Genomic DNA, 24,106 nt, shown 5'->3' with positions numbered 1-24,106 from the left:
CTTTTTATACACATGGATAGCGTTTTCATGAATCCAGAGACAGGCGTTCGGCAGACTCCCAGCGCAACAGATCTTCATAATGAACCGTAGATATATCCAACAAGCGTCCCATCTCCTTTGCCGTCCAGATGTCTATCCCATATTTTTTTACTTTTTCCCTGACCTTATTTCCCACATGCAAAGCATTGGTGCAAAAAATCAGTTTTGGAAATTCTTTATGAAAACGAGCCTCATACTCGGGTCGCGCATTATAAGGTTCCAAAACCATTTTAGCATCTTCCAGACTATACATACTGGTTTTACATTGAATGAGAGCATTGCCTTTTTCTGAAAACACAACCACATCGGCACCATAATCACCGGATAAGGGGGTCAGATAACTTTGTCCTTATCCATCAGGCCATCATTTTTTAGCCTTTTTACCATTTCATCATAGCTGATCAAAGGCTCATCCATCCGGTTTTCGAATGCGGCAAGATCTGCGGCATCTTCGGCAAGGGCTTCTCTGATGGCCGAATTAACAAGGTCCGATATGGAACGGGATGTTTCAAAAGCTTTCAACTTAAGAGCTTTATGAAGTATTTCATCAAGATAAACTGTGGTTCGTCTGGTCGTTGTTTCCATAGGTGCACCTCCATTCGTTTGACAAAAATATAAGGCCATAGCATTTAAGCATCAAGACGTTTTTTGCCGTCTTTGAATAAAAACATGCGTTTTCAGATAAAAAACAGGCGGAACTGCTTTATACACCAGAAAGCATATTCTGAAACAGCCCGTCACTGTATCAGCCAAAATAACGGTGTTCACCACAAAACACGGCATCACCAGAAAGCCTTTGCCTTTTGCCTTCAAACACAGGATATTATCTCTGTAGATAGTGAATATCAGCCTGATCCACCACCTTGTACTTGCTTCTCAAGCACCTGATTCATTTAAAAAAAACCAAAGCCCACAAGGGAGCTGTTATGAAAAAACTGCCTGCTATCATTGAGGTTGACAGTGAAAAATGCGTGAACTGTCATGCCTGCGTTTATGTCTGTCCCGTATATTACTGCAATGATGCCAGCGGCGACCATGTGGCATGCATTCAGGATCTGTGCATCGGATGCGGGCAGTGCCTTACTGCCTGCACCCACGATGCCCGCCATGGAATCGATGATTTTAAGCCTTTTATGGAGGCCCTTTCCCGCAGAGAAAAGACCGTTGCCATTGTAGCCCCCGGTGTGGCCTCCAATTTTCCTGAGCAATATCTGAACCTCAACGGATGGCTTAAATCCCTCGGTGTTCAGGCCTTTTTCGATGTCAGCTTCGGGGCGGAACTCACCATACGCAGCTACCTTGAACATATTGAAGCTAAAAGCCCAAAGGCCGTCATTGCCCAGCCCTGCCCTGCCATTGTTTCCTTCATTGAAATATACCATCCGGAACTGCTGCCTTATCTCGCTCCGGCCCACAGCCCCATGCTGCATACCATAAAAATGGTGCAGGAATTCTATCCCGAATACAGAGGCGCAAAATTTGCTGTCATTTCTCCCTGTTGGGCAAAAAAACGGGAATTCCATGCAACGGGTCTTGGGGATTACAATGTTACCTTCTCCTCCATTGCGGATTATCTCCAGAAGAACAGAATTTCCCTTGCCTCCTTTCCTGCCCTGGAATACGACAATCCGCCCGCAGAGCGGGCCGTCCTCTTTTCCACACCCGGCGGCCTTCTCCGAACGGCTGAACGCTGGAAACCGGGCATTGCTTCCGCAGCCCGCAAAATAGAAGGGCCCCATGTTGTCTATCACTACCTTGAAGGCCTTGCTCCCATGATTGCTTCCGGTAAAGCTCCACTGCTCATCGACTGCCTGAACTGCGATACCGGCTGCAATGGAGGGACTGCAACTCTGGGTAAAAGCATGCATCCCGATGAGATTGAATCCCTTGTGGAGGCCCGCAGCCGAAAAATGAAGGAACAGTATAAAAAGCAGGGTTTTCGAGCGGATGACCGGACCAGAAAAAATTTGGAAACCCTTTTGAACCGCTACTGGAAAAAAGGCCTTTATGACAGAAAATATGAAGACAGGAGCAAAAGCCACTCCTTTGAATTCAACATCCCCGATGCAAAACTCAAGGATGCCTACGCCAGCATGGGCAAACACAGCACCAAAGACATGTACAACTGCAACTCCTGCGGTTACAAGTCCTGCCATGCCATGGCCGTTGCCCTTCAAAATGGCCTGAACAGACCGGAAAACTGCCATTATCATCTGAAGGCAGAGCTGGAGAAAAGGGCAAAGGAGATTGCCATAACCATGGTTAAGGACACAGGCCAGGTGGCCGGAATCATGGACCGTGCATCGGAAAACCTTTCATCTGTGGCGGGTGCAACGGAAGAGATGAGTGCCACCATCACTGAAATTGCCAGAAGTTCGGAAAAAGCCCGCGGCACTGCCCATGATGCAGAAAATCAGGTGGCATCCATTTCAAAAATGATGCAACAACTGGGCACGGCATCGCAGGAAATAGGTAAATTCACAGAAACCATTACGGATATCTCAGCCCAGATCAATCTGCTGGCCCTGAACGCCACCATAGAAGCAGCAAGGGCCGGTGAGGCAGGCAAAGGCTTTGCCGTGGTTGCAGATGAAATCAAAGGTCTTGCCAGACAGACAGCCACTGCCACAGAAGATATCAAGGAAAGGATCAGCAGCGTTCAGACATCTTCGGGCCATGCCATTAATGACATGGAAAAAATTGCAGGAATTGTCCATATCATCAATGAAACGGTTCTGGGCATCGCCTCAGCCATTGAAGAACAGGCGGCTGTAACGGGGGATGTGGCAGCCAATCTGGGGAATGTTTCTGAAGGCATAAAAGAGGCCGACGAAAAAATCAATGAAACCAAGGATCTTGCCAAAAACATGGCCAGGGAAGTGGCTGGTATGGAAGAGGATGAGCTGGAAATGCTTCTCCGATCATCATAGCTGCCCAAAGACTTGTCGGACCGGTTTTCCAATGCTGCAAGGTTTAAGAAAACGCCTGCTAAAAAAAACAAAGAAACTGCATCAACATATAAAAACCCACAAACTACAGCCAGAGATGTGCACATGGTGGGCTTCATGCAGGAAAACGGGGCCGACCTCCATGTGGTGGCCGCCTATCAGGACAGTGCGCTGGATGAACGGCACATGGCTCTTTTCCAGCGTATGCTGGGCGAAGCCCGAACCTTTGCCCTGGGAAGCCTGAAAATAGGGATCTCTTCCCTTGAAGTGGAAAAGGGGCTGACCATGCTGCCGACAGTGGTGCATCAGTTCAAAGAGATTCAGGGGCTGGATGCGGCCTTCGGCATCTTTCCCATGGGGCCTGAAAAAATGGCCGTGATTGCACGCAGCAGCGCAAGGGAGCTGGATCTGGGTGCCATGATGCGAAGACTGGGCGGCGGCGGACATCCCGGAGCAGGTTCGGCCATACTGAAGGGCTCTCTTGAAAGCGTTCATCAGCAGGTTCTGGACTGTATTCAAAGCACAAAGGTGGAGGAAACCTCCGTGCGTCACCTCATGAGTCCTGTACCGGAAAAACTCTTAGCCGGAAATACCGTCCGGCAGGCGGCGGACAGTCTTCAGAAAACCGGAAAAACAGCACTGCCTGTGGTGGATGATGAAGACAGATTTCTCGGCACCATCTCCGAAAAAACCATTGCCTCCATCCGCCAGGACCGGCAATGGGAACAGCCCGTTACCGCCATGCTGAACAGGGAGGTGCCTTCTGTCTCTCCAGAAGACAGCCTGCGCCATGCCCTGCTTCTCATGTCCCGCTCGGAAACCGGTCTTTTGCCCGTGATTCTAAAGGGAAAGCTTGCGGGAGAAATCACCAGAGCTTCCATTATTTTGAATATGTATTCATTTTAACCCTGAACAAAACAGCTTTCCATTCAATGGACGTTAAATCCAAAGGCCAGCCCCTCAAAAATGCCATGACCTCAAGGAAATAAGACTTTAATGGGCAAAGCCTTGAAAAAAATACCTGAGCATCCTATGAGATAATCCAGACGCAAGAATCATAAGCCGGAAGAAAACAGGCTGAGGAACCCGCTTGAAGGGGGGATGGAATTTCAAAAATGGCCCCATGATTTATTTTAAAAAGCTCTCTTATCAATCAAATAATGGTCCATTCTGCTGTGAAAAAAATAAAGAAAAAACTGACAAAGGTACAGAAACAGGCACAGAATGCAGCCAAAAAAGAGCGCCAGAAAAAATACCAGTGGATTTTCATCAATGGAAAGCAGGTCAGAATCAAAAGACCTGAAACCATAGACGGAATCCCTGCGGATGAATTCATAGCGAACAATGCCGATCCCCTGTGGTTGCATAGGAATGGATTCTGGGAGCTTATCAAAGAGGAAGAGCTCCTTTCCGATTCATATACTCCGGTTCGGTGTGTGGAGGAAGATGAGGATGGTATTCCATTTTAATTGAAAACAAACATTTATGCACAAATCAGACTAGAAAAACGGGGCCTATAGGAATGACAGTATCTGGAATTTATGAATCTCTTGTCACGCGCCTAATTCAAAAACGATTAGCAGAGCTTGAAGGCTCCTATTTCATCGAAAAACAGAAACTTGACCCTGCTGAGGCGGCAGAATACTTATCTCGTTTTTTATCCCGTGTACTGGTGATTGCTTTTGATTATTTGCCCAGCAATGAAGATAAAGTATTAACACAAATTGATCTTTCTAATGCACTGGTCAAATGGCTTTCTGAGTATTTGAATAATACTGAAATTTCAGAAAATATTCTGACATCACAAGGAGAAATACTCACAGCTCTTTTTGATACGTCTAATCCAATTGCAGCAAATTTAAAATCCCATGTATTAAAAATTACTCCAAAAACGGGACTTACTCAAAGTGAACTTTTTACGGGAAGCAATATAGGAATTTCTCTTGAATCTGAGTTAAAGCGTGAAATTCTATCTTCTGATGAAATCTGCTGGCTGGTTTCATTTATCAAGTGGACTGGCATTAGAATTTTTTCCGATACTCTTAAAGAAGCTGTTTCAAACGGAACAAAAATAAGAATCATTACAACCTCATATATGGGGGCAACGGATCAAAAAGCCGTAGACTTTCTTGCCAGCCTACCTAATACAGAAGTTCGTCTCAGTTACAACACGGATCGTGAACGCCTTCATGCCAAAGCCTACCTTTTTCATAGAAAAAGCGGTTTTGATACAGGCTATATTGGTTCATCCAATCTTTCTCGTTCCGCATTAACAAACGGCCTAGAGTGGAATCTCAAAGTAACAACCTCGATTCCCTGTTGATTTGTATACCTACAACGCTTAATGCCGTGCTGATATTTTGCGTAAGAACCTGAAACACCAAGGATTACCCTTGATTTTTGTTGAAAATTAATTTTTTAAAAGTTTAAAAAAGCTGGTTTTTTGACCCTTTGCAGGTATAATAACATATTACCACAAGGGGGGAAGCATGACTTGCATCGTGAAGCAAAAAGTTGGAAACCATACTTATCTTTATGAGTCAAAATCCTATCGAAATAGTGAGGGAAAATCCAGAAATAAACGCTGCCTCATCGGAAATACAGAATGCCTGCCTGTGGGCAGCATGTCTTCTCAGCGGATAAGTGAACTTATGGGAGTGATCTCAGCGGATCAGCAGAATCAATTTTATCAGTTATGGTGCAAATTGCGGTCAGAAAAAGAGTATCTGGCCCTGGATATTACTTCCATCTCATCATACTCAAACCTTATTGATGATGTGGAGTGGGGCTATAATCGCGATCATGAGTCATTACCTCAGGTGAACCTCTGCCTGCTGATGGGTGAAAATTCACACCTTCCCATTTACCAGGAATTCTATAGCGGCAGCCTGAAGGATGTGAGTACTCTGAAGACAACTCTTTCCAAGTTGGCGATTTTTACCCAGAACCGCCCCCTGCGCTTAGTAATGGACAAAGGCTTTTACAGTATACAGAATGTAAACAGTATGCTGGAACAAGCCGATTTGCGTTGGCTGATAGCAGTCCCTTTTACTACCGGAATTGCTAAAAAAAGTGTGGATAGCGAACGCAAAGACATTGACCGGGTCACAAACACAATTGTCATAGGTTCAGATTCCATAAGGGCAGTGACCAAAGAGCAGGCATGGAATCCGGAGCATCGGATTTATGTCCATGTTTATTATAATGCCCTGAAAGGAGCCAAAATCCGGGAAGATCTTTATTCTTATACTGCAAGACTCAGGGATTTTGCAAAGGAGAATCCGGTAATGGCTTCCGGGGATGCTCAATACAGAAAATATCTGATTATCCGCCGTTCCACAAAACAGAGCAGTGGTTACACAGTCTCCATAAGAGAGGATGCTGTCGAAAAAGCCCTCGGCTATGCTGGCTGGATGGTGCTCATCAGTAACGATGTCTCAGAAGCGACAGAAGCCCTCAGGATTTACCGGGATAAGGATGTCGTTGAAAAAGGCTTTGACCGAATGAAAAACAACCTTGATCTTGGCAGACTAAGGGTTCACAGCAATCACAATGCCAGGAATAAAACCTTCGTAGGTTTCCTGGCACTCATATTGTTGTCAAAGATCCACTACACGATGCTTCAGGAAAAACTGTATTGCAAAATGACAATGAAGGAATTGCTTCTGACTTTATCCAAGTTGCGCAGACAGGAAATCAAGGGAACCAAAATCCTTTTTCCATTAACCAGACTTCAAATGACTATCTTTAAAGCCTTTGGAGTTAAAGAACCTGCGTAGGTATAAAAAAGAGCGGGATTTCAGGTACGAAGAGCCGATGCTGAAGGCGTAAGCCTGTGAAGAAGTCGATTGATGGAATCATGCGCAGGAGCATTTTTTTGCTCCTGTAAAACTCTCTCAACCTCTGTGCAGGTAAAAATTTTGGGACTTGCTGTCAAAAAAGCCATGTAATCATATTCAGAAAATTTTGGTGGATTCATAATCTTTAAACCTTAAATGGAACCGGTAAAAACATCAACTGCGTAACTCCTAGAATATATGGTTTATTTAAAGCTGGATTTTTTCTTTTTTTTTACATGGAACAATAACTTGTAAATTCTTACATTTAAGATGTGAGCATGTATTCATAAAATAGATTCTGACAGGTAGCGAGCGCCAAAATATCTGGACAAAGAAAGGTCGGGCATCTTAGGAATGCATAGATTGACGGGGCCTTATGGAAGGTCCTGAATCTGGTAAACGCAACACAAGGGCCGGGATTTTTAGTTTCGGTCGGAGATGCAAGGCGAAGGAGGCCGGTATGACTCTTATTGATCCGGAACTGCACATTGGTTCCGGCAGAATGCGGGACTGCTACATTCACCCGGACCGGCCGGATCGTATTATCAAAATTCAGCGGGCCGATTGTCCGGAGCATCTTGATCCAAAAAGGGCCGAGTGGAATCACTGGCAGGACATCCGTGACCGGCATGGGGAGCTTCCCATGATTTCTGCCTGTTGTGGCATGGTGGAAACCTCCCTTGGCCAGGGGCTTGTCATGGCCTGTATCCGGGATGCGGATGGTTCTCTTTCTTCCCCCCTTTCCAGCGTATTTGAGGAGCCGGAAGCATGGGATCTTAGTGAAGTGAGACTGAAGGTGGAATTGTTCCTTGCCTTCATCGTCTGGAGGAATATCCGTCTTTTTGATTTGAATCCCGGGAATATTCTTCTCCGGAAAGATGAACAGCAGACTGTCCGGCCCGTGGCCATTGATCTTAAAGGTCCCTTTGACAACCATGAAACACTGCCCATATCTTCATGGTTTCCCTGGTTTTCAAGGAGAAAACTCATACGAAGGAGCAAACGACTTCTGGATCTCATTGACGAGAAGGCATTCAAAAAGGCAGCTTGAAAAAATAAAAAGGTTTCAAAAACGGATCTTTCAGCGGCTTCAACGGGCATTGTCAGACCTGCGACTGAAAGATCCGTTTTTTTTAAAGGGACCGCGCCTGCTGTACCAGAGCAGCAGCAATTCCCCACATGATGACACATACCCCCGCATCCAGCATACGCCATGCAGCGGCTTTTTTGAAAAAAGGGGCAAGCCGCCGGGCTCCAAAGGCCAGAGAGATGAACCAGACCGTGGAGGCCGTTACCGCCCCCAGCCAGAATCCCAGCCTTTCCGTCCCCATGTAAGGAGCAGACAGCCCACCCATCAGTACAATGGTATCCAGATAGGTATGGGGGTTGAGGAAAGTCACGCCAAGGGTGGCGAGGATCAAAGAAGATGCAGTAATACTCCCGCTGTTCCCGGTTTCCAGCGTGCCGCCTCCTTTGATGGAAGAGCAGAAGGCCCTGAATCCATAGAGCATGAGAAAGGCAGCCCCACCCCATGTGGCCCAGCGGACAAAGTCTGGCTTAGAGACAAGGAGACTCCCCAGCCCTGCGACACCGATGCCGATGAGAAGGCTGTCGCAGACAATGCAGGTCAGGGCAATGAGAAGGGGCCGATTGTTTCTGATGCCATTACTTAGCACAAAGGCATTTTGTGCACCAATGGCAATAATCAGTCCAAGGCATACGGAAAATCCGTAAAAAGCAGGTGTCAGCATGGTTCTTTCCTTTCAGGTTCTCTATTCTGCCGGGCCGAAAGAAGGTTCTCACCCTGTCTGTCCGGAACGGATATTTTCAAAGGCATGGGGGCTGTGGCGGCCCTTTTCCCCATTCTTAACCCCAAAGGTATTAAAAGGAAAATTCATTATTTTGATGATCTATAAGAATATGTTATGAATGAAGCCAGAGAAGTTCAGAAGATGATGGGGCAGCAAAAAGGGAGTGGCGGATATGCTGGATTATAAATTGCTGGAAGCACTGGCATCCGTGGTGGAAGAGGGCGGGTTTGAACGGGCGGCGCAGGTGCTGCACATCACCCAGTCTGCGGTGTCCCAGCGGGTTAAACTGCTTGAAAGTCAGACGGGTCAGGTATTGCTGGTACGGAGCAGTCCGCCCAGGGCAACGGAGCCGGGTGTACGGCTTCTGAAACATTACCGGCAGGTGGCCTCTCTGGAGGCGGATCTGGAAGATGCCCTGCTGCCTGAAGGGCCGGGTGCCTACCGAAGCCTTAAGGTAGGCCTGAACGCAGACAGTCTCATCACATGGTTTCCTGAGGCGATGCAGGAATTTCTGCTTTCCCGGAATATTTTGCTGGATCTCAGGACAGATGATCAGGATGTGACCCATCGTTTGCTTCAGGATGGGGAGGTCATGGGATGCATTACAAGCAGGGACAGGGCCGTTCAGGGTTGCCGCATCCACCCCCTTGGCAGTATGCGCTACCGGATGCTGGCCTCACCGGCCTACATGAACCGCTGGCTGCCGTCGGGGTTGGAAGGTCTGCGGGATCTTCAAGCACCAGTGCTGATTTTTAACCGTAAAGACCGCCTGCAGGATCGTTTTTTTAATCAGGTAAAGGGTTTATCCCTTAATCCTCCGGTACATTATATTCCTTCCGCCACAAGCTTTCTGAACTTTATCCTTTTGGGCCTTGGCTGTGGCATGGTGCCGGATCTCCAGAGCCGAAGTTTTCTCAATTCCGGCTCCCTTGTGGAGCTGGTTCCGGATATGCCCATGGACATTCCCCTTTTCTGGCACTGCTGGGACATCGGTTCCTCCCTTCTTAAAGACTTTACGGATGTTCTGGTTCGGGAAGCAGGAAAAAGACTTTTTTGAATCACAATCTTGCAGTGCCTTTACAGGGGAAGTAAGCTGGATGTTCAGTTTTAGCGCTTGCAAATTTTTTCTGTATAATTTTTTCAAACCCGAAACCCTTCACGGAGAAAAAATATGAAAACACGGATTACGGAAAAACTGGGTATACGCCATCCCATTGTTCAGGGTGGCATGCAGTGGGTGGGAACGGCAGACCTTGCAGCGGCGGTATCCAATGCCGGTGGCCTTGGTCTTTTGACGGCATTGATTTATCCCGACCCTGAGGCCCTTGGCCATGAGATCGACAGGCTTTTTTCCCTCACGGATCAGCCCGTCGGTGTGAATCTCACCCTTCTGCCCACCCTCAAGCCTGTACCCTATATGGATTATGCCCGCATTATTGTGGAAAAGGGTGTGAAAATTGTGGAAACCGCGGGCAGAAGCCCGGAGGAGTTTCTGCCTCTGTTTAAAGAGGCGGGAATCACGGTGATTCATAAATGCACTTCCGTGCGCCATGCCCTGAAGGCGCAGAAAATTGGCTGCGACATTGTCAGTGTGGATGGGTTTGAGTGCGCAGGACATCCCGGAGAAGACGATATTCCGGGCCTGATCCTCCTGCCTCTGGCCGCAGACAGCCTTGATATTCCAATTCTTGCCTCCGGTGGATTTGCCGATGGCAGGGGACTGGTTGCAGCACTGGCACTGGGGGCGGACGGGATCAATATGGGCACTCGTTTTGTGGCAACAAAGGAAGCGCCTGTGCATGCCAATATTAAACAGGCCCTTGTGGATGCCGATGAACGGCAGACCGCACTGATTTTCAGAACCCTGCATAATACGGCAAGGATTTATAAAAACACCCTGGCCGATGAGATTGTGGCGCTGGAAAAGCGGGGTGGTGTAACCATAGAGGAGCTGGCCCCCCTTGTTGCGGGAAAAAGGGGAGAACAGGCCATGAAGAACGGGGATGTTAACGGCGGTGTCTGGGGGGCAAGTCCTGTGGCGGGGCTGATCCGTGATGTGCCTTCTGTGGAGGAGTTGATCCGTCGTATTGTGGAGGATGCTGAAAGGATCATCAAAGAACGCCTTGCCTCCTTTCTTTCCTGAAATTGCAGTTTAACGGTCTTACAGAGGCTCAGGAGCTTTCCCATGGATTCAGCCATTCCCTTTGACAACAGCTATGCCCGTCTGCCTTCCCGTTTTTATGTTTTTCAGCATCCGGTTCCGGTGAAAAAGCCTGTGCTTATGAAAATAAACCGGGGGCTTCTGGAGAATCTGGGGCTTCACTGGGAGATCTTTTCTCCTGAAGTCTGGGGAGAAATTCTTTCGGGCAACCGGGTACCTGAAGGTGCTGAGCCTCTGGCCATGGCCTATGCAGGGCATCAGTTTGGTCATTTTGTGCCTCAGCTTGGGGATGGCCGGGCCATTCTGCTGGGAGAGATTGTGGACAAAGGCGGGTTGCGCCGGGATATTCAGCTGAAGGGTTCCGGCCCAACCCCCTTTTCACGTAATGGAGACGGCAGGGCGCCTCTGGGGCCTGTGCTGCGGGAGTATATCCTTGGGGAGGCCATGCATGCCCTTGGTATCCCTGCCACCCGGTCTCTGGCCGTGGTGCTGACTGGAGAAGAGGTGCTTCGGGAAAAAAAATTTCCCGGTGCTGTGCTTACCCGTGTGGCCTTGAGCCACATCCGTGTGGGAACCTTTGAATTTTTTGCGGCAAAAAAAGACAGGGAAGCCCTTCATATTCTGGCGGATTATGTGATGAAACGGCATTTCCCGGAGATGACAATGGAAGGAGATGGGCCTGTTGGTCTGCTTCGGGCTGTGATGGAGCGGCAGGCCAGCCTTGTGGCATCATGGATGCAGGTGGGTTTTATCCATGGTGTGATGAACACGGACAATTGTGCCCTTTCCGGAGAAACCATTGATTTTGGCCCCTGCGCCTTTATGGATGCCTATGATCCTATGAAGGTTTTCAGTTCCATTGATCAGGCAGGAAGATACGCCTATGCAAGGCAGCCGCAGATTGTCCACTGGAATCTGCTGCGTTTTGCGGAAAGTCTTCTGCCGCTTTTTTCTGATGAAGAACTGGAGCAGGCCAATGCTGTTCTCGGGGCCTTTCCCGATGTCTTCCAGCGCCACTGGCTTTTTGCTATGGGTCAGAAGCTCGGATTTTTTAAGGCAAGGGAAGGGGATGAAAAGCTGATTCAGTCTTTATTAAAGCTTATGCATACTCAGGGAGCTGATTTCACTTTAAGTTTCCGTAAGCTCTGCGATATTGCAGAAGACCCTGCAAGGGTATCCGGGTTCACGGCCCTTTTCAGGGAACCTGAGGCCTGCGGTCCATGGCTGGGGGACTGGCTGAATCGCCTGGATGCCGAAGACGGCGATGGCGTTCAGCGTGCCGCAGCCATGCGGAAGGTGAATCCTCTTTTCATTCCCCGTAACCACAGGGTGGAGGAAGTTATCCGGGCCGCAGAGGACAGGGGTGACTTCAAGCCCTTTGAAACCCTGCTCTATGTGCTGTCCCGGCCCTTTGATCCTCAGCCGGGTTTTGAAAATTATGCTGATCCACCGCAGCCCCATGAGCTTGTGCATCGGACTTTTTGCGGAACCTGAGGTGATGTGGGCGAATCATCTGCCCCTATGGATGGTTTTTACGACCCCTGTTTTGTAGGGGCACCCTTTACGGGTGCCCGCCACAATCGTAAAATATAGCCATTTAATTTCAATAATTTGTAACTGTTCAGCACGCTTTTTCATATCATACCTGCAAGACAGATGCACAGGCTCCAGGCTATTTGCCCGTGACGCAATCCGGCACTCAAGCTGAAAAGCTCAAGCCCTTTACGGGAGCAAAAGTGTTTAGGGATCTTGAGTGCCGGATTCGGGAGCTTCTTGCCGAAACGATTGCAATGTCACTTTCAAATAGACTCGGAGCCTTGCAACAGTACGAAGCTGCTGCAATGACAGCATTGGCAGTTCGAAATAAATTGTGCTGAATAATTACGAATCAAATCAAATGATTGAGAAAGGAGAACCATCATGACGGAATCTTCCTGGAATCCCGGCACTCTTCTGCGCCTTTCGGGCTCCTACTGGCAGGTCTGCACCCTGCATACGGGGGTGAAGCTGGAAATTTTTACCCTTCTTTCCAAAGGCCCTGCAAGTGCCAGAGATCTCTGCCATGCCATGAAGGGGGATCTCAGGGGAGTTGTGGCCCTGCTGGATGCCCTTTCTGCCATGGAGCTTCTTGAAAAAAAAGACAGCCTTTATGCCAACACCCCGGCTGCGGAGGCCTTTCTGGTGAAGGATGCCCCCGCCTATGTGGGTTACATGATTCTGCACCACCACTTTCTCATGGATTCCTGGAACCGCATGTCCGAGTCGGTTCTTTCGGGAAAACCCGTTGACAGCAGCCTTGACGGTGTTACGGAAGAAGCAGAGCGGGAAAGTTTTCTCATGGGGATGTTCAACATCGCTTCTGCCACCGCACCGGGCGTTGCAAAGGCCCTTGATCTTTCCGGATGCCGCCGTCTTCTGGATTTTGGCGGAGGGCCGGGAACCTTTGCCATTCATTTCTGTATGGAAAACAAGGATCTGACGGCAGATGTCTATGATCTGCCCACCACAAGACCCTTTGCGGAAAAAATCATTGCCCGCTATGGCCTTGAAGGGCGCATGGCTTTTAAAGATTTCAATTTTCACACGGACAGTGTGGCAGAACCGGAAGCTTTTGATGCTGTATGGATTTCCCACATTCTCCATGGGGAGAATCCGGAAGATGCCCAAAGGCTTGTTGTAAAGGCCATGTCAGCTTTAAAACCCGGAGGCCGCATTTTCATCCATGATTTCATCCTTGAAGATCTGCGCACAGCCCCGCTCTTTGCAGCTCTCTTCAGCATCAATATGTTAGTGGCAACGGATGGCGGACAATCCTATTCCGAGTCAGAAATCCGGGAGATGCTTGAAAACGCAGGGGCTTCTGAGATCCGTCGCCTGCCTTATAAAGGCCCCACAGAATCAGGTATTCTCATGGGCATAAAATGATCCGTTGCCCCCTTTTGAGGCATGGATTTTCTGGAAGACCCGACTCTTATAAAACCTGCCCTCTAATGGGTATAATGAAGGAAAAATATGGATAAATTTATGCAGGCAGCCTTCGATGAGGCTAAAAAAGGTCTGGAAGAGGGCGGAATTCCAATCGGTGCTGTTCTTGTGGTAAACGGAGAAATAAAAGGAAGGGGGTATAATCAGAGAGTACAGAAAGAAAGTGCTGTGTTACATGCGGAAATTGATTGTATTGAAAAAGCAGGAAGGCTTACTGCCAGAGATTATAAAAATTCTGTTTTGTACACAACCCTGTCCCCTTGTGATATGTGCAGCGGTGCAGCATTGCTGTATAAGATTCCAAAGATAGTTATAGGAGAAAATATCAATTTCAAAGGCGCAGAAGACTACCTTCAATCAAGGGGCATTGAGGTTGAAGTTTTAAATGATGAAAGCTGTATTTTGCAGATGAAAGATTTTATAAAAAAAAATTCTGCACTCTGGAACGAGGATATCGGCGAATAAAAAGCATATTCTCCCCCCTGTATCAGGCACTCTGCCACCTGTGCAGGCGTTGGTTTGGATGATTTTTTCGCAAAGGGACCGATGGCGGTTCTGTTTTTGTATAACCCTTCATGTCTGAGGCGGGTATTCATGGTTGCATCGCTGGTTAAAAAAAGTCTGGATGTTAAAATTGCAGGATCGCTCCTGCTGGTGGTGATTCTGGCCCTGATTTTTATGCTGTGGGCCTTTCGCAGTGTCCAGATCCATGACAGCACCCGCATTGCCGAAGCCATGGCAGCGCAGGTTCAGGCCATGGATTCCGTTTCTGTGAATGCGGATACCAGAGCCTTACTGGAAGGGCTTCAGAAGGATATCCGTGCCATTCCCCATACCCTTTCCCACGGGATGCTGGGGCGGATGGTTCTTGCTGCTGCAGCCAGCCTGCTCTTTGTCATGCTTGCCATGGGCTTTCTTTTCAATCGTATTTTTCTTACACCCGTCAGAGAACTGAATGCCAGCCTTCGCAAGGCCATCAAAGGAAAAGAGCGGGACCTCACCGTTCGAATGGGGCTTGTGAGAGAGGATGAAATCGGCAGCCTTTCGGCGGGATTTGATCTTTTTGTGGCCACCCTTGATGAAATCATCATGAGTGTCGGAGGAAAAACCCAGAGTATTGCTGCTGCATCCTCAGAGGTTGCCATGGTGTCTGCTGAAATGGAGGGGGAGGCATCGGACCTGCACCGCCGTTCCAATTCCGTGGCTGCGGCAGCAGAAGAAATGAACACCAGTATGCATACGGTGGCTGCGGCCAGCGAGGAAGCTTCCACCAATATTGCCATGGTGGCAGAAGCCGCTGCCCAGATGCAGGTCAATATTTCAGGAGTGGCGGGGAACTGCAGGGAAGCCCTTGAAATATCGACCCAGGCCAGAAATCAGGTGGATGTGGTTTCCGATAAGGTCGGCACGCTGGGTGCAGCGGCTCAGGAAATTGGCAATGTAACGGAGCTGATAACGGAAATTGCGGAGCAGACCAATCTTCTGGCCCTCAATGCCACCATAGAGGCGGCGCGTGCTGGCGAATACGGCAAGGGCTTTGCCGTTGTTGCCGGAGAAATCAAGAAGCTGGCGGATCAGACGGCGGATGCCACCCGCATTATCCGTGAAAAGATAGGGGGCATCCAGTCATCCACCCGTGAGACCGTAGAGGAGGTAGGAACCATCTCTCAGGTGATTTCTCAGGTGGATCAGATAGTCCACGAGATTGTTCTTTCCGTGGATGAGCAGTCATCAAGGGCATCGGAGGTGGCTGAAAACATTGATCAGGCTTCCATCGGTATCCGGGAAGTGAATGAGAATGTTGCCCAGAGCTCCCTTGTGGCATCGGAAATTGCAAGGGACATTGCAACCGTGGATACGGTGGCCGCAGAAATGTCCGGCCGGTCCAGCCATATGAGTATCAGCGCAAAGGATCTGGATCTTCTGGCTTCAAATCTCAGGGAAATGATCGCCGTTTTCAGGGTATCCAATAAAGAGAAGGCCGGAGGTCTTGACTCCGGACTGAAGGCGTCGGACATACCGGAGCTGATGCCATGGAGTTCACGCCTTGCCACATCCATCAAGACCATTGATGACCAGCACAGAGAACTTGTGCGCCTGATCAATCTTCTTCACAAGGCAATGCGGCTTCAAAAGGGGACCGCTGAGCTGGGAGGTATTCTCAAACAGCTTGCAGACTACACCGTAACCCATTTTGCCTATGAGGAAGAGCTTTTTGCCAGATACGGATACCCGGAAAGCCGGTCCCACAGTAAGGTTCACAGGGATCTTGTGGCAAGGGTTGTGGGGATTCAGAAGGATTTTGAGAGCGGAAAGGCGACGGTCACCATGGATCTCATGGATTTTCTCAAAGACTGGCTCAATACCCATATCTTAAAGACCGACATGGCCTATGTTCCCTTTCTCAAGGAAAAGATGGGTAAAACGGAGCTTAGGCTCTGATTGCTGACGGAAGGCCGTATTATACTCTGCGTGGTCATTCTTGATACATGGGGCAGTCTTGAAACGATACAGAAAACCCATTAATGTTTCACGGTTGACCGCTTGGAGTATATTATAAATCTGAGGAGCTTTCCTTTTACCCATTATCGAGCTTTTTTGAGTGTATGGCGCGCGGCAATTCCGCTGCCCTCCAATTGTGCCAGTGGGCTTTCCCCTTATGAAAGGAAAAATGCAATGAGAAAAATGATGAATCTGTGGGCTGCTTTGATGATCTTCAGCTCCCTTGCCCTTGCTGCTGATGCCTACGCCTGTACGCGGGTTGTATACATCGGACCCGAACAGACGGTCCTCACTGGAAGAACCATGGATTTTTCCATTGATATTCCTCCCAATTTGTGGCTCTTTCCCAGAGGCATGGAGCGGAGTGGTCAGGTGGGGCCGAATTCCCTCAAGTGGGTGTCCCGCTACGGCAGCATTGCTACCAGTTCATGGGATATTTCAACGCCGGACGGCATGAATGAAAAAGGACTGGTTGCCAATATGCTCTGGCTGGTTCAGTCTGAATACCCCCCTTTTGATAAGAAAGGAAGAAAAACAGGGCTGACCATTGCGGCATGGGCGCAGTATGTGCTCGATAATTTTGCCACGGTAAAGGAAGCCGTTGCATCTCTGGGGAAAGAGGCGTTTGTTGTTGTCACCGACTTTATTCCCGGAACGGACAAGTTTACCACGGTACATCTTTCCATATCCGATGCCTCTGGCGACAGTGCCATTCTTGAATATGTCGAGGGCAGACTGGTGATTCACCACGATTCCTCACATCAGGTAATGACCAATGATCCGCTGTTCAAGGATCAGCTGGCAATCAAAGGCTATTGGGAGAATATTCCCGGCACCATCTTCCTTCCCGGCAGCAACCGGGCAGCAGACCGTTTTGTGCGGGCGTCGTACTATATCAATGCAATCCCGCAAACCAGCAATCCTCACCTTGCCGTGGCCAGTGTGTTCAGCGTTATCCGTAATGTTTCGGTTCCCTATGGCATATCCACGGAAGGACAGCCCCATATTTCAAGTACCCGCTGGCGGGTTGTGGCGGATCAGAAACGCCTGATTTATTTTTTTGAAAACGTACTGACGCCAAACATTCTCTGGGTGGACATGAATCAGGTGGATTTTACGGCTGGAAAACCCGTCAGGAAGCTCCCTCTGGACGCAGGGCAGGTTTATGCCGGGAATGCCCTTGGGCATTTTATTGTATCCGAACCCTTTGAATTTCAGGGGCTGTGATTTTACACCGCCACAAAAAGCCTTTCCGCCTGATCATTCTTCCCTGAGGCTATTTCCAGCAGCATGAACCCAAGATCCGGGTCTTTTCGGATGAGACTGCGCATGTCTTCAAGGGATACGGAGAAGGCAAAGACAGGTTCTATGGCTTCCACCGTACTGCCTGCTCCGGGATTTCTGCCCGGTGGCAGGGCCTCTTCCCCTGTGCAGGCTCCGGGACCGGCTACCCGAACGGTGCCGATCCAGCCGCTGCGGTTGTGTCGGTAGGTTTCCACAATACCATCCATGACAAATCGCAGGGCATCTATGGGCTGGCCTTCGGTCTGAAGCCGATCTTCTCCGCCAAAGGATTCCGGTTTCATGCGGCAGGCCAGTGTAAAGAGACTTTCTTCCTTCAGGGAAGAGAAGGGGGCAAGTGCTTGCAGCATGCGTATGCGGTCTTTCAGGGCATGGCGGATAAAGCCCCTGAGATCATCTGGGCCCGGTGTTTTCCAGGTAAAGCCCAGAAGGGAAAGAATGTCTGCGGTGCGGTCCGCACGGATTTCTGCGGCAGTCTGGGCTGGATTCTGCAGCCAGTCCTGCCATCCCGAATGGAGCAGCAGGCGTTCCACGTATTCTTCAAAGCCCTTATGTCCCGCATGATCTGCCACAAAGGAAATGAAATCCCTAAAGGATGTGGCCTGGCAGGAAAGTTCCAGAGCCGGGTCGGCAAGGGCTGTGGAGAGTTGGAGCAGAAGGGGATTCTGGATGTGGAAGGTCTGGCCGGAAAGTCCCGGTCTGCCCATGAGAAGTACGATGGCCTTTGCCGCCTGATCCACAAAGGTCATGTTGCGGGTATCCATCATGTCCGGTGCGGCTCCAAGGTTCACATAGGCCCTCACCTGCTGGTAAAAGGCGTTGTCTTCCACATTGCGCTGCAGGGCCCCGGTAAGGGAATCGCAGGTAATGTTGCCTGCCCTGTAAATTCGGACGGCAAGCCCTTCCTTCCGGGCCCCATGCAGGAGTTTTTCCGCCTCAAATTTGGATTTTACATAGAAGTTATCGGCCCTTTGTCCCTTATCCAGATCCAGTTCAGAAAACAGCATGCGGCTGCGGCCTTCCACCTTGCCCGCTGCTATGGAAGTGGTGGAGACATGGTGCAGCTCCTTGTCCTTGCCTGTTTTGGCAAAATCCATGATATGGCGGACACTGTCCACATTGGCTTCCGCAAATTCCTCCCATGCACCATAATGGCGGGTGAGGGCAGCGGAATGCAGTATGGCATCCACGTCCATGGCAAGGGCCGTAAAGGAGGCTTCGTCCATGCCGAAATATCCTTTCTCCAGATCCGCAGGCAGCACCCTCAGTCTGTCTCCGGCAAGAAGGCTGATATCCTCCTGAAAACGCTGGTGATAGATGGAGGCAAGGCGTTTTCTTCCCTCTTCCGTAGATCCGGCCCTTATCAGGGCTGTGATGCGGGCGGATGTTTCCGAGAGGAGTTCTTTGAGAAGATCCACTCCCAGGGTACCCGTGGCCCCCGTGAGAAGCAGATGTTCCGGAAAACGGACGGTACGGGTATCCAGCATGGAGATGCGGCTTCTGGCTTCTGCGTAGCCTTGCTGTTCAGGGGCAAAGGCCGGGTCTTCGGGCAGGGGCCGGATCATCTCCTGAAGGCGCAGCAGACGGCTGGCCCTGCCASCGCTGACTTCCCTGAAACGTTTTGTCTGTTCTGCAAAGGACGGATGGGCAAAGATGTCCGATGCGGAAATGTCGAAATATTCGCTTAAACCCGCCAGAAGGGCGATGGCGCTGAGGGAATCTCCGCCGATTTCAAAGAAGGAATCAAGGGGGCTGAAGTTTCTGTGGCCCAGCACCTCTTCCCAGCAGGCAAGAATTTTTTTCTCCTTTTCCGTGCGGGCTTCAAGGGGCCCTGCGGTGGACGACGGKTCAGCCAGTTCCGGAGCAGGCAGTTTTTTGCGGTCAATCTTGCCGTTGACATTGAGGGGCATGGAATCAAGGCGCACAAAATGAACGGGAATCATGTATTCCGGCAGTACGGAGCGGAGATAGSYTTTCACGGTTTCGGAAGCCAGATTTTCCTTTGCCGTGAAATAAGCCACCAGCACCTTGTTGCCGGAACCTTCCTCCCGGGCTATGACCACACTTTCCAGCARTCCTTCCACCTCCTGCATGCGTCGGGCGATTTCGGCAGGCTCAATGCGGAATCCCCGGATTTTTACCTGAAAATCCAGCCGGTCCATGAATTCCACCACACCACTGCTGAGCCATCGGCCCCGGTCTCCGGTGCGGTACATGCGTTCTCCCGCTRCAAAGGGGTCCGGAACAAAGCMTTTTTCCGTAAGCTCCGGCCGGTTGTGGTAGCCCCTTGCCACACCGGCTCCTGCCACGCAGATTTCTCCGGGCATGCCGATGGGTGCCAGTCTGCCCCGGCTGTCCAGTATATACACCCGGTAGTTGGCCACGGGTGAGCCCACGGGTGGTCTTTCCATGACGGCGGGTACATCATAGCTGAGGCAGGCCATGGTGGTTTCGCTGGGGCCGTATTCATTGGTGAGCCTGTAGGSACCGATRCGGTAGCGGCTGAGGCGGTCGCCACCCACCACAAGGGTTTTCAGGGAGCGGCCCTCAACCATGCGCATGAACTGTTCCGCAAACTGGGTGGGGAAATGGGCATGGCTGATGTTTTCTGTCATGAAGTAGGCATCCAGTTCCGGCGGAGAAAGGCGGAGCTGTTCCGGGATGATGTGCAGGGTGCCACCAGCGGTGAGGGGGGCAAAAATCTGCACCACGGATACATCAAAGCTGAAGGCGGCAAAGGCGGCGGTGCTGGAATCTTTGCCTATGCCGTGGTGGGTGGCATACCAGTGGATGAAATTGACCATGGAATGGTGCTCTATGGCCACTCCCTTGGGTTGACCCGTTGAACCGGAGGTAAAGATGAGGTAGGCCAGCTGATGACCGCCCGCAGCCCTGCCGGGGTCCCTTGCTCCTTTTTCCATACCCGGCTGATCCATGGCCATACTTTCACCCGTAAAGCCAAAGGCCTGCAGGCTTTCCGAAGAACCCAGAAGAAAATCCGCCGCCGTATCTTCAAGGATAAAGTTTTTTCTTTCTTCAGGATACGCCGGATCAATGGCCACATAGGCGGCTCCGGCCCGGAGTGCGGCCAGCATGGCTGCCACGGCCCAGACGGATCGGTCCGCAGCCACAGCAACGATGCTGTTGGCTGGCAGGCCCTTTTCCAAAAGTTTTGCTGCCGCCGCATTGGCCCTCTTGTCAAGCTCTGCATAGGAACCCAAATCCTCCATCAAATTAATCCACACCCCTCCTGTGGTGTTTCGGGAGGCTTTTTTCAGCCCTCAACGGGGCGGTGAGGATTCAAAAATAATTATTTATGAGGAATAATTCTCAAATATGAGACGCAACACTCAGAAAAAATCAATACACAGATTTTTTTGGCGTAGCTATCCCTTTTGAGTYAACAATCTAAAAACTATTCTTCTGCCTTGGTACTGAGTCAGGCTGGTCTAAGCCTTTAAAAGGCTTAGTCTTTTTCTTATTTCCATCATCCAACCCACAGATCTTTTACATCGTATGATCAAGGCAGATGCCTTTTCATAGACATGGGCCGGGATATGAATCAGGTTAAAACGAATGATTTTCATCTTCTTCGTGAGCCAATTTTCCCCCAGAGCCAGCTTTTTCATGGCCACATGAAGATTCATCGATAGAATCATAATCCACCACCAGGCAGCATTTTCGCCCAGGTTGGAAGAGGGCAGGCGACCACCTGCAAAATCTTCTTTCATGGCTCGATGAATCTCTTCGCTTTCCCCACAGCGCTTGTAAAGCCACTGAATCAGTTTTTCTCCTTCCCAATCCATATTGGTTACAATACCGAAAATCTTATAATTTTTGCCATCCATTATTGTCGTTGGAAAAGGGTATTCTTTTTCTTCTTCCATGCCAGGGAATTCTCCTTGTTCCACGATAATTTCACGGGTTACAAGATATCGATACTCTCTACCATTCTTTTTATTGGCAATTTTATTGGGAACGAAACAGACCTCTGCCCATTCTTTGCCATTCCCGTCTTTACCCTTGTTTTCGGATTCGTACAGAGGCTTCCAGCCATTTTTAGGAATTAGGAGTTACGCAGTTGCCTCAAAAGTCCAAGCTGGGTGCTCCATATATTTCCTGACAGCATCCCTGATAATTCTGTATTTGAGTTCAAAACAGCTGAGGCCTGTCTTGAAACTGAAGACCGAAAAACGCAAGAATGTCCTTATTGCAAGTCCGATATGATTTCTTTGAGCTTTGGCAGCTCTTACATGAGAGCGTTCCACTCCACAGAACTGTTTAAGGTTACGATGATACTCTTCGATTTTCCATGAAAATTCAGACAGTTGAAGTCGCTTAAGATCATCCATATCAAGATGGTTTGTTGCCCAGTATTCAATTGTTCCATCTTTGCCTGTAATCCCAAAAAGCTTAATAAAACCGAACCCTTTAAGGTGAACCACTTTTCCTGTTTCAGTGGCGTGTACAGATGAAACAGGCACATTGGTTTTACCGTCAGGATTCACCAGGCGGTTGGATTTGAGCCGGGTCAGCCAATACCATCCATATTTTCGAATCACTTTGAGATTCTCAAGACCGGAATACCAACTGTCAAATAAAACGTATGATGGCTCAAATCCTTGATTTTTAGCTTTTAAAAGCATATCGGAGAAGTGATCATTTTTAGTTTTACCATCCTGTTCTTTATTATAAATCCTATAATCACAGGGGATGATACGATCACCGTCCGTCCATAAAAGCGTAATCAAATTAATGCCTTTTACAACGGCGTGGTGCTTTCCTGACCAATGCCTGGATACCAGCTCAATATGTTGAGCGTACAGTTTGTCCAGTGTTGAGTCGTCAAGAACCAGCACACCCTTTTTCAAAATAACGTGCTGAATTGCTTCATTACGAAGAGCCGATGCTGAAGGCGTAAGCCTGTGAAGAAGTCGATTGATGGAATCATGCGCAGGAGCATTTTTTTGCTCCTGTAAAACTCTCTCAACCTCTGTGCAGGTAAAAATTTTGGGACTTGCTGTCAAAAAAGCCATGTAATCATATTCAGAAAATTTTGGTGGATTCATAATCTTTAAACCTTAAATGGAACCGGTAAAAACATCAACTGCGTAACTCCTAAAATTAAAACTTTTTTTCATGCAAAAACCTAACCGGACACTACTGAATATACACGATAAAAAATGGGACCACGAACTTCTGTCCATCCTTGATATTCCTTCATCCATGCTGCCCAAAATCGTTCCGTCCTCGGGGGTATGCGGCCACAGCCTTCCGGAAACCTTATTCGGTCACATGCTGCCCATTGCAGGTATGGCAGGTGATCAGCAGGCAGCTCTTTTCGGTCAGGGCTGTCATACTCCGGGCATGGCCAAAAACACCTACGGTACTGGCTGTTTCATGCTTATGAACACAGGGGAAAAAGTCGTTGAAAGCAAAAGCGGCCTGCTTACCACCATTGCCTGGGAAATCGATGGCAAGGTACAGTATGCCCTCGAAGGTTCAGTTTTTGTGGCAGGCTCCGCCATTCAGTGGCTGAGGGATGGCCTGCGCATGTTCAGAAATGCCAAGGATTCCGAGAACTATGCCAAAAAAGTCGGGGATACCTCAGGCGTTTATGTGGTCCCTGCCTTTGTGGGTCTGGGAACGCCCCACTGGGATGCGGAAGCAAGGGGTGCTGTTTTTGGCCTCACACGGGGATGCAGCAAGGAGCATTTTATCAGGGCTACCCTGGAATCCCTTGCCTACCAGAGCCGGGATGTACTTCTGGCCATGGAAAAGGATGCTGGCATCTCCATTCCTGTACTTAAAGTGGACGGCGGAGCTGCGGAAAACAGCTTTCTCATGCAGTTTCAAAGTGATATTCTAGGAATTTGCGTAGAAAGACCTGCCTGCATAGAAACAACAGCCATGGGCGCTGCCCACTTGGCAGGCCTTGCGCTGGGATTCTGGAAAAACCCGGAAGACATTCACGAACAGGGAAAACGCCAGTGCTTTCTGCCCTCCATGGCAGATGAAGATGCAGCCAGACGATGCAGAGGGTGGGAAAAAGCAGTTAAAGCTGCCCGGATTTTCCGGCATGGTTAAAATATAAACAGCTGAAATATAATGAAGATCAGAAAATATAAAAAAGGCCACCTTTTTAAAGATGGCCCTTTATTATCATAATGGAGCGGGAAACGGGATTTGAACCCGCGACTTCAACCTTGGCAAGGTTGCACTCTACCACTGAGTTATTCCCGCATAAGGGGGGGGTAAAATAAAAAACAATTAAGTGGAGCGGGAAACGGGATTTGAACCCGCGACTTCAACCTTGGCAAGGTTGCACTCTACCACTGAGTTATTCCCGCCCATTTTAAAGGCTTTCAGAAGCTTTCTTTAAAAGGCACTTGGCGCGCCAGGGAAGATTCGAACTCCCGACCTACGGATTAGAAGTCCGTTGCTCTATCCAGCTGAGCTACTGGCGCTTAACGAAAAGACCTTTTAGCAGAGGGTTTCCACCTTGTCCAGAAAAAAGAG

At 49.3% G+C, this 24,106-nt stretch carries 20 protein-coding genes, 3 tRNA genes and 1 pseudogene; 14 read left to right on the top strand and 10 right to left on the bottom strand.

Features of this window, described 5'->3' with window-relative positions:
- Nucleotides 1-25 precede the first annotated feature (25 nt).
- On the bottom strand, nt 26-343 hold the full coding sequence (locus FIM25_RS12535) for a hypothetical protein (protein ID WP_179953353.1): 318 nt from the start codon (nt 341-343) through the stop codon (nt 26-28).
- Nucleotides 344-372: 29 nt separating this feature from the next.
- On the bottom strand, nt 373-624 hold the full coding sequence (locus FIM25_RS12530; protein ID WP_139449848.1) for a CopG family transcriptional regulator: 252 nt from the start codon (nt 622-624) through the stop codon (nt 373-375).
- 341 nt (nt 625-965) lie between these two features.
- Between FIM25_RS12530 and FIM25_RS12525 the strand changes: the two genes are divergently transcribed.
- From FIM25_RS12525 to FIM25_RS12505, 5 genes are all read left to right on the top strand, one after another.
- Nucleotides 966-2,969 (top strand): methyl-accepting chemotaxis protein, encoded by a 2,004-nt coding sequence (locus tag FIM25_RS12525; protein ID WP_139449845.1) that lies wholly within the window; start codon nt 966-968, stop codon nt 2,967-2,969.
- Nucleotides 2,970-3,104: 135 nt separating this feature from the next.
- Nucleotides 3,105-3,893: a CBS domain-containing protein gene (locus FIM25_RS12520; RefSeq protein ID WP_179953352.1), complete on the top strand. Its 789-nt coding sequence runs from the start codon at nt 3,105-3,107 to the stop codon at nt 3,891-3,893.
- A 269-nt stretch (nt 3,894-4,162) separates the two neighbouring features.
- Nucleotides 4,163-4,456: a hypothetical protein gene (locus tag FIM25_RS12515; RefSeq protein WP_179953351.1), complete on the top strand. Its 294-nt coding sequence runs from the start codon at nt 4,163-4,165 to the stop codon at nt 4,454-4,456.
- Between the two features lie 53 nt (nt 4,457-4,509).
- Nucleotides 4,510-5,310 (top strand): phospholipase D-like domain-containing protein, encoded by an 801-nt coding sequence (locus FIM25_RS12510; protein WP_139449839.1) that lies wholly within the window; start codon nt 4,510-4,512, stop codon nt 5,308-5,310.
- A 166-nt stretch (nt 5,311-5,476) separates the two neighbouring features.
- On the top strand, nt 5,477-6,766 hold the full coding sequence (locus tag FIM25_RS12505; protein WP_139449837.1) for an IS1634 family transposase: 1,290 nt from the start codon (nt 5,477-5,479) through the stop codon (nt 6,764-6,766).
- A 26-nt stretch (nt 6,767-6,792) separates the two neighbouring features.
- Here the strand turns inward: FIM25_RS12505 and FIM25_RS17915 are convergent.
- Nucleotides 6,793-6,966: pseudogene (locus FIM25_RS17915) on the bottom strand (IS701 family transposase); the annotation flags it as partial.
- Nucleotides 6,967-7,286: 320 nt separating this feature from the next.
- Between FIM25_RS17915 and FIM25_RS12500 the strand changes: the two are divergent.
- Nucleotides 7,287-7,877, top strand: a complete 591-nt coding sequence (locus tag FIM25_RS12500) for a YrbL family protein (RefSeq protein ID WP_179953350.1) — start codon at nt 7,287-7,289, stop codon at nt 7,875-7,877.
- Between the two features lie 82 nt (nt 7,878-7,959).
- On the opposite strand, the gene FIM25_RS12495 is transcribed toward FIM25_RS12500, so the two are convergent.
- On the bottom strand, nt 7,960-8,577 hold the full coding sequence (locus FIM25_RS12495; RefSeq protein WP_139449833.1) for a LysE/ArgO family amino acid transporter: 618 nt from the start codon (nt 8,575-8,577) through the stop codon (nt 7,960-7,962).
- A gap of 232 nt (nt 8,578-8,809) precedes the next feature.
- Here FIM25_RS12495 and FIM25_RS12490 point away from each other — a divergent pair, with 232 nt between their 5' ends.
- The 7 genes from FIM25_RS12490 to FIM25_RS12455 all read left to right on the top strand — a co-directional run bounded on the left by FIM25_RS12490 (nt 8,810) and on the right by FIM25_RS12455 (nt 17,512).
- Nucleotides 8,810-9,694 carry a LysR family transcriptional regulator ArgP gene (locus FIM25_RS12490; RefSeq protein ID WP_139449831.1) on the top strand — a complete coding sequence of 295 codons (885 nt, stop codon included), beginning with the start codon at nt 8,810-8,812 and terminating at the stop codon, nt 9,692-9,694.
- A 114-nt stretch (nt 9,695-9,808) separates the two neighbouring features.
- The gene (locus FIM25_RS12485; protein WP_139449829.1) at nt 9,809-10,780 is read left to right on the top strand and encodes an NAD(P)H-dependent flavin oxidoreductase; all 972 of its coding nucleotides are present in this window, start codon (nt 9,809-9,811) and stop codon (nt 10,778-10,780) included.
- Nucleotides 10,781-10,822: 42 nt separating this feature from the next.
- Nucleotides 10,823-12,292 carry a protein adenylyltransferase SelO gene (locus FIM25_RS12480; RefSeq protein ID WP_139449827.1) on the top strand — a complete coding sequence of 490 codons (1,470 nt, stop codon included), beginning with the start codon at nt 10,823-10,825 and terminating at the stop codon, nt 12,290-12,292.
- Nucleotides 12,293-12,718: 426 nt separating this feature from the next.
- Nucleotides 12,719-13,723, top strand: a complete 1,005-nt coding sequence (locus tag FIM25_RS12470) for a methyltransferase (protein WP_139449824.1) — start codon at nt 12,719-12,721, stop codon at nt 13,721-13,723.
- 87 nt (nt 13,724-13,810) lie between these two features.
- Nucleotides 13,811-14,248, top strand: a complete 438-nt coding sequence (locus tag FIM25_RS12465) for a nucleoside deaminase (RefSeq protein WP_139449822.1) — start codon at nt 13,811-13,813, stop codon at nt 14,246-14,248.
- Nucleotides 14,249-14,377: 129 nt separating this feature from the next.
- The gene (locus tag FIM25_RS12460) at nt 14,378-16,225 is read left to right on the top strand and encodes a bacteriohemerythrin (protein ID WP_179953349.1); all 1,848 of its coding nucleotides are present in this window, start codon (nt 14,378-14,380) and stop codon (nt 16,223-16,225) included.
- Between the two features lie 234 nt (nt 16,226-16,459).
- Complete coding sequence (locus tag FIM25_RS12455) at nt 16,460-17,512, top strand: linear amide C-N hydrolase (protein ID WP_139449818.1); 1,053 nt, start codon at nt 16,460-16,462, stop codon at nt 17,510-17,512.
- Between the two features lie 2 nt (nt 17,513-17,514).
- Here the strand turns inward: FIM25_RS12455 and FIM25_RS12450 are convergent, their stop codons facing one another.
- The 3 genes from FIM25_RS12450 to FIM25_RS12440 form a co-directional block, all read right to left on the bottom strand.
- A complete protein-coding gene (locus FIM25_RS12450; protein WP_246052181.1) occupies nt 17,515-20,817 on the bottom strand; it encodes an amino acid adenylation domain-containing protein in 3,303 nt (1,100 codons plus the stop codon).
- Nucleotides 20,818-21,036: 219 nt separating this feature from the next.
- A complete protein-coding gene (locus tag FIM25_RS12445) occupies nt 21,037-21,474 on the bottom strand; it encodes a transposase (RefSeq protein ID WP_139449813.1) in 438 nt (145 codons plus the stop codon).
- A 186-nt stretch (nt 21,475-21,660) separates the two neighbouring features.
- A complete protein-coding gene (locus FIM25_RS12440; protein WP_139446294.1) occupies nt 21,661-22,656 on the bottom strand; it encodes an IS701 family transposase in 996 nt (331 codons plus the stop codon).
- A gap of 70 nt (nt 22,657-22,726) precedes the next feature.
- Between FIM25_RS12440 and FIM25_RS12435 the strand changes: the two genes are divergently transcribed.
- Complete coding sequence (locus FIM25_RS12435) at nt 22,727-23,674, top strand: FGGY-family carbohydrate kinase (RefSeq protein WP_139449811.1); 948 nt, start codon at nt 22,727-22,729, stop codon at nt 23,672-23,674.
- An 81-nt stretch (nt 23,675-23,755) separates the two neighbouring features.
- Here the strand turns inward: FIM25_RS12435 and FIM25_RS12430 are convergent.
- From FIM25_RS12430 to FIM25_RS12420, 3 genes are all read right to left on the bottom strand, one after another.
- Nucleotides 23,756-23,830: transfer RNA gene (locus FIM25_RS12430), tRNA-Gly, on the bottom strand.
- Nucleotides 23,831-23,862: 32 nt separating this feature from the next.
- Nucleotides 23,863-23,937 (bottom strand) — tRNA-Gly (locus FIM25_RS12425).
- Between the two features lie 40 nt (nt 23,938-23,977).
- Nucleotides 23,978-24,054 (bottom strand) — tRNA-Arg (locus FIM25_RS12420).
- Nucleotides 24,055-24,106 lie beyond the last annotated feature (52 nt).

It is taken from the genome of Desulfobotulus mexicanus, assembly GCF_006175995.1.
Classification (GTDB): Bacteria; Desulfobacterota; Desulfobacteria; order Desulfobacterales; family ASO4-4; genus Desulfobotulus; species Desulfobotulus mexicanus.
Note: the sequence above shows the minus strand (reverse complement) of the source record. Positions and strands in the feature narration are given on the sequence as shown.

Excerpts from the sequence above, each read along its gene's own strand:
- FIM25_RS12485 (WP_139449829.1), top strand. The coding sequence starts at position 9,809 with ATGAAAACACGGATTACGGAAAAACTGGGTATACGCCATCCCATTGTT.
- FIM25_RS12465 (WP_139449822.1), top strand. The coding sequence starts at position 13,811 with ATGGATAAATTTATGCAGGCAGCCTTCGATGAGGCTAAAAAAGGTCTG.
- FIM25_RS12480 (WP_139449827.1), top strand. The coding sequence starts at position 10,823 with ATGGATTCAGCCATTCCCTTTGACAACAGCTATGCCCGTCTGCCTTCC.
- FIM25_RS12530 (WP_139449848.1), bottom strand. The coding sequence starts at position 624 with ATGGAAACAACGACCAGACGAACCACAGTTTATCTTGATGAAATACTT.
- FIM25_RS12520 (WP_179953352.1), top strand. The coding sequence starts at position 3,105 with ATGCAGGAAAACGGGGCCGACCTCCATGTGGTGGCCGCCTATCAGGAC.
- FIM25_RS12435 (WP_139449811.1), top strand. The coding sequence starts at position 22,727 with ATGCAAAAACCTAACCGGACACTACTGAATATACACGATAAAAAATGG.
- FIM25_RS12505 (WP_139449837.1), top strand. The coding sequence starts at position 5,477 with ATGACTTGCATCGTGAAGCAAAAAGTTGGAAACCATACTTATCTTTAT.
- FIM25_RS12495 (WP_139449833.1), bottom strand. The coding sequence starts at position 8,577 with ATGCTGACACCTGCTTTTTACGGATTTTCCGTATGCCTTGGACTGATT.
- FIM25_RS12510 (WP_139449839.1), top strand. The coding sequence starts at position 4,510 with ATGACAGTATCTGGAATTTATGAATCTCTTGTCACGCGCCTAATTCAA.
- FIM25_RS12470 (WP_139449824.1), top strand. The coding sequence starts at position 12,719 with ATGACGGAATCTTCCTGGAATCCCGGCACTCTTCTGCGCCTTTCGGGC.
- FIM25_RS12460 (WP_179953349.1), top strand. The coding sequence starts at position 14,378 with ATGGTTGCATCGCTGGTTAAAAAAAGTCTGGATGTTAAAATTGCAGGA.
- FIM25_RS12500 (WP_179953350.1), top strand. The coding sequence starts at position 7,287 with ATGACTCTTATTGATCCGGAACTGCACATTGGTTCCGGCAGAATGCGG.
- FIM25_RS12525 (WP_139449845.1), top strand. The coding sequence starts at position 966 with ATGAAAAAACTGCCTGCTATCATTGAGGTTGACAGTGAAAAATGCGTG.
- FIM25_RS12445 (WP_139449813.1), bottom strand. The coding sequence starts at position 21,474 with ATGGAAGAAGAAAAAGAATACCCTTTTCCAACGACAATAATGGATGGC.
- FIM25_RS12455 (WP_139449818.1), top strand. The coding sequence starts at position 16,460 with ATGAGAAAAATGATGAATCTGTGGGCTGCTTTGATGATCTTCAGCTCC.
- FIM25_RS12440 (WP_139446294.1), bottom strand. The coding sequence starts at position 22,656 with ATGAATCCACCAAAATTTTCTGAATATGATTACATGGCTTTTTTGACA.
- FIM25_RS12490 (WP_139449831.1), top strand. The coding sequence starts at position 8,810 with ATGCTGGATTATAAATTGCTGGAAGCACTGGCATCCGTGGTGGAAGAG.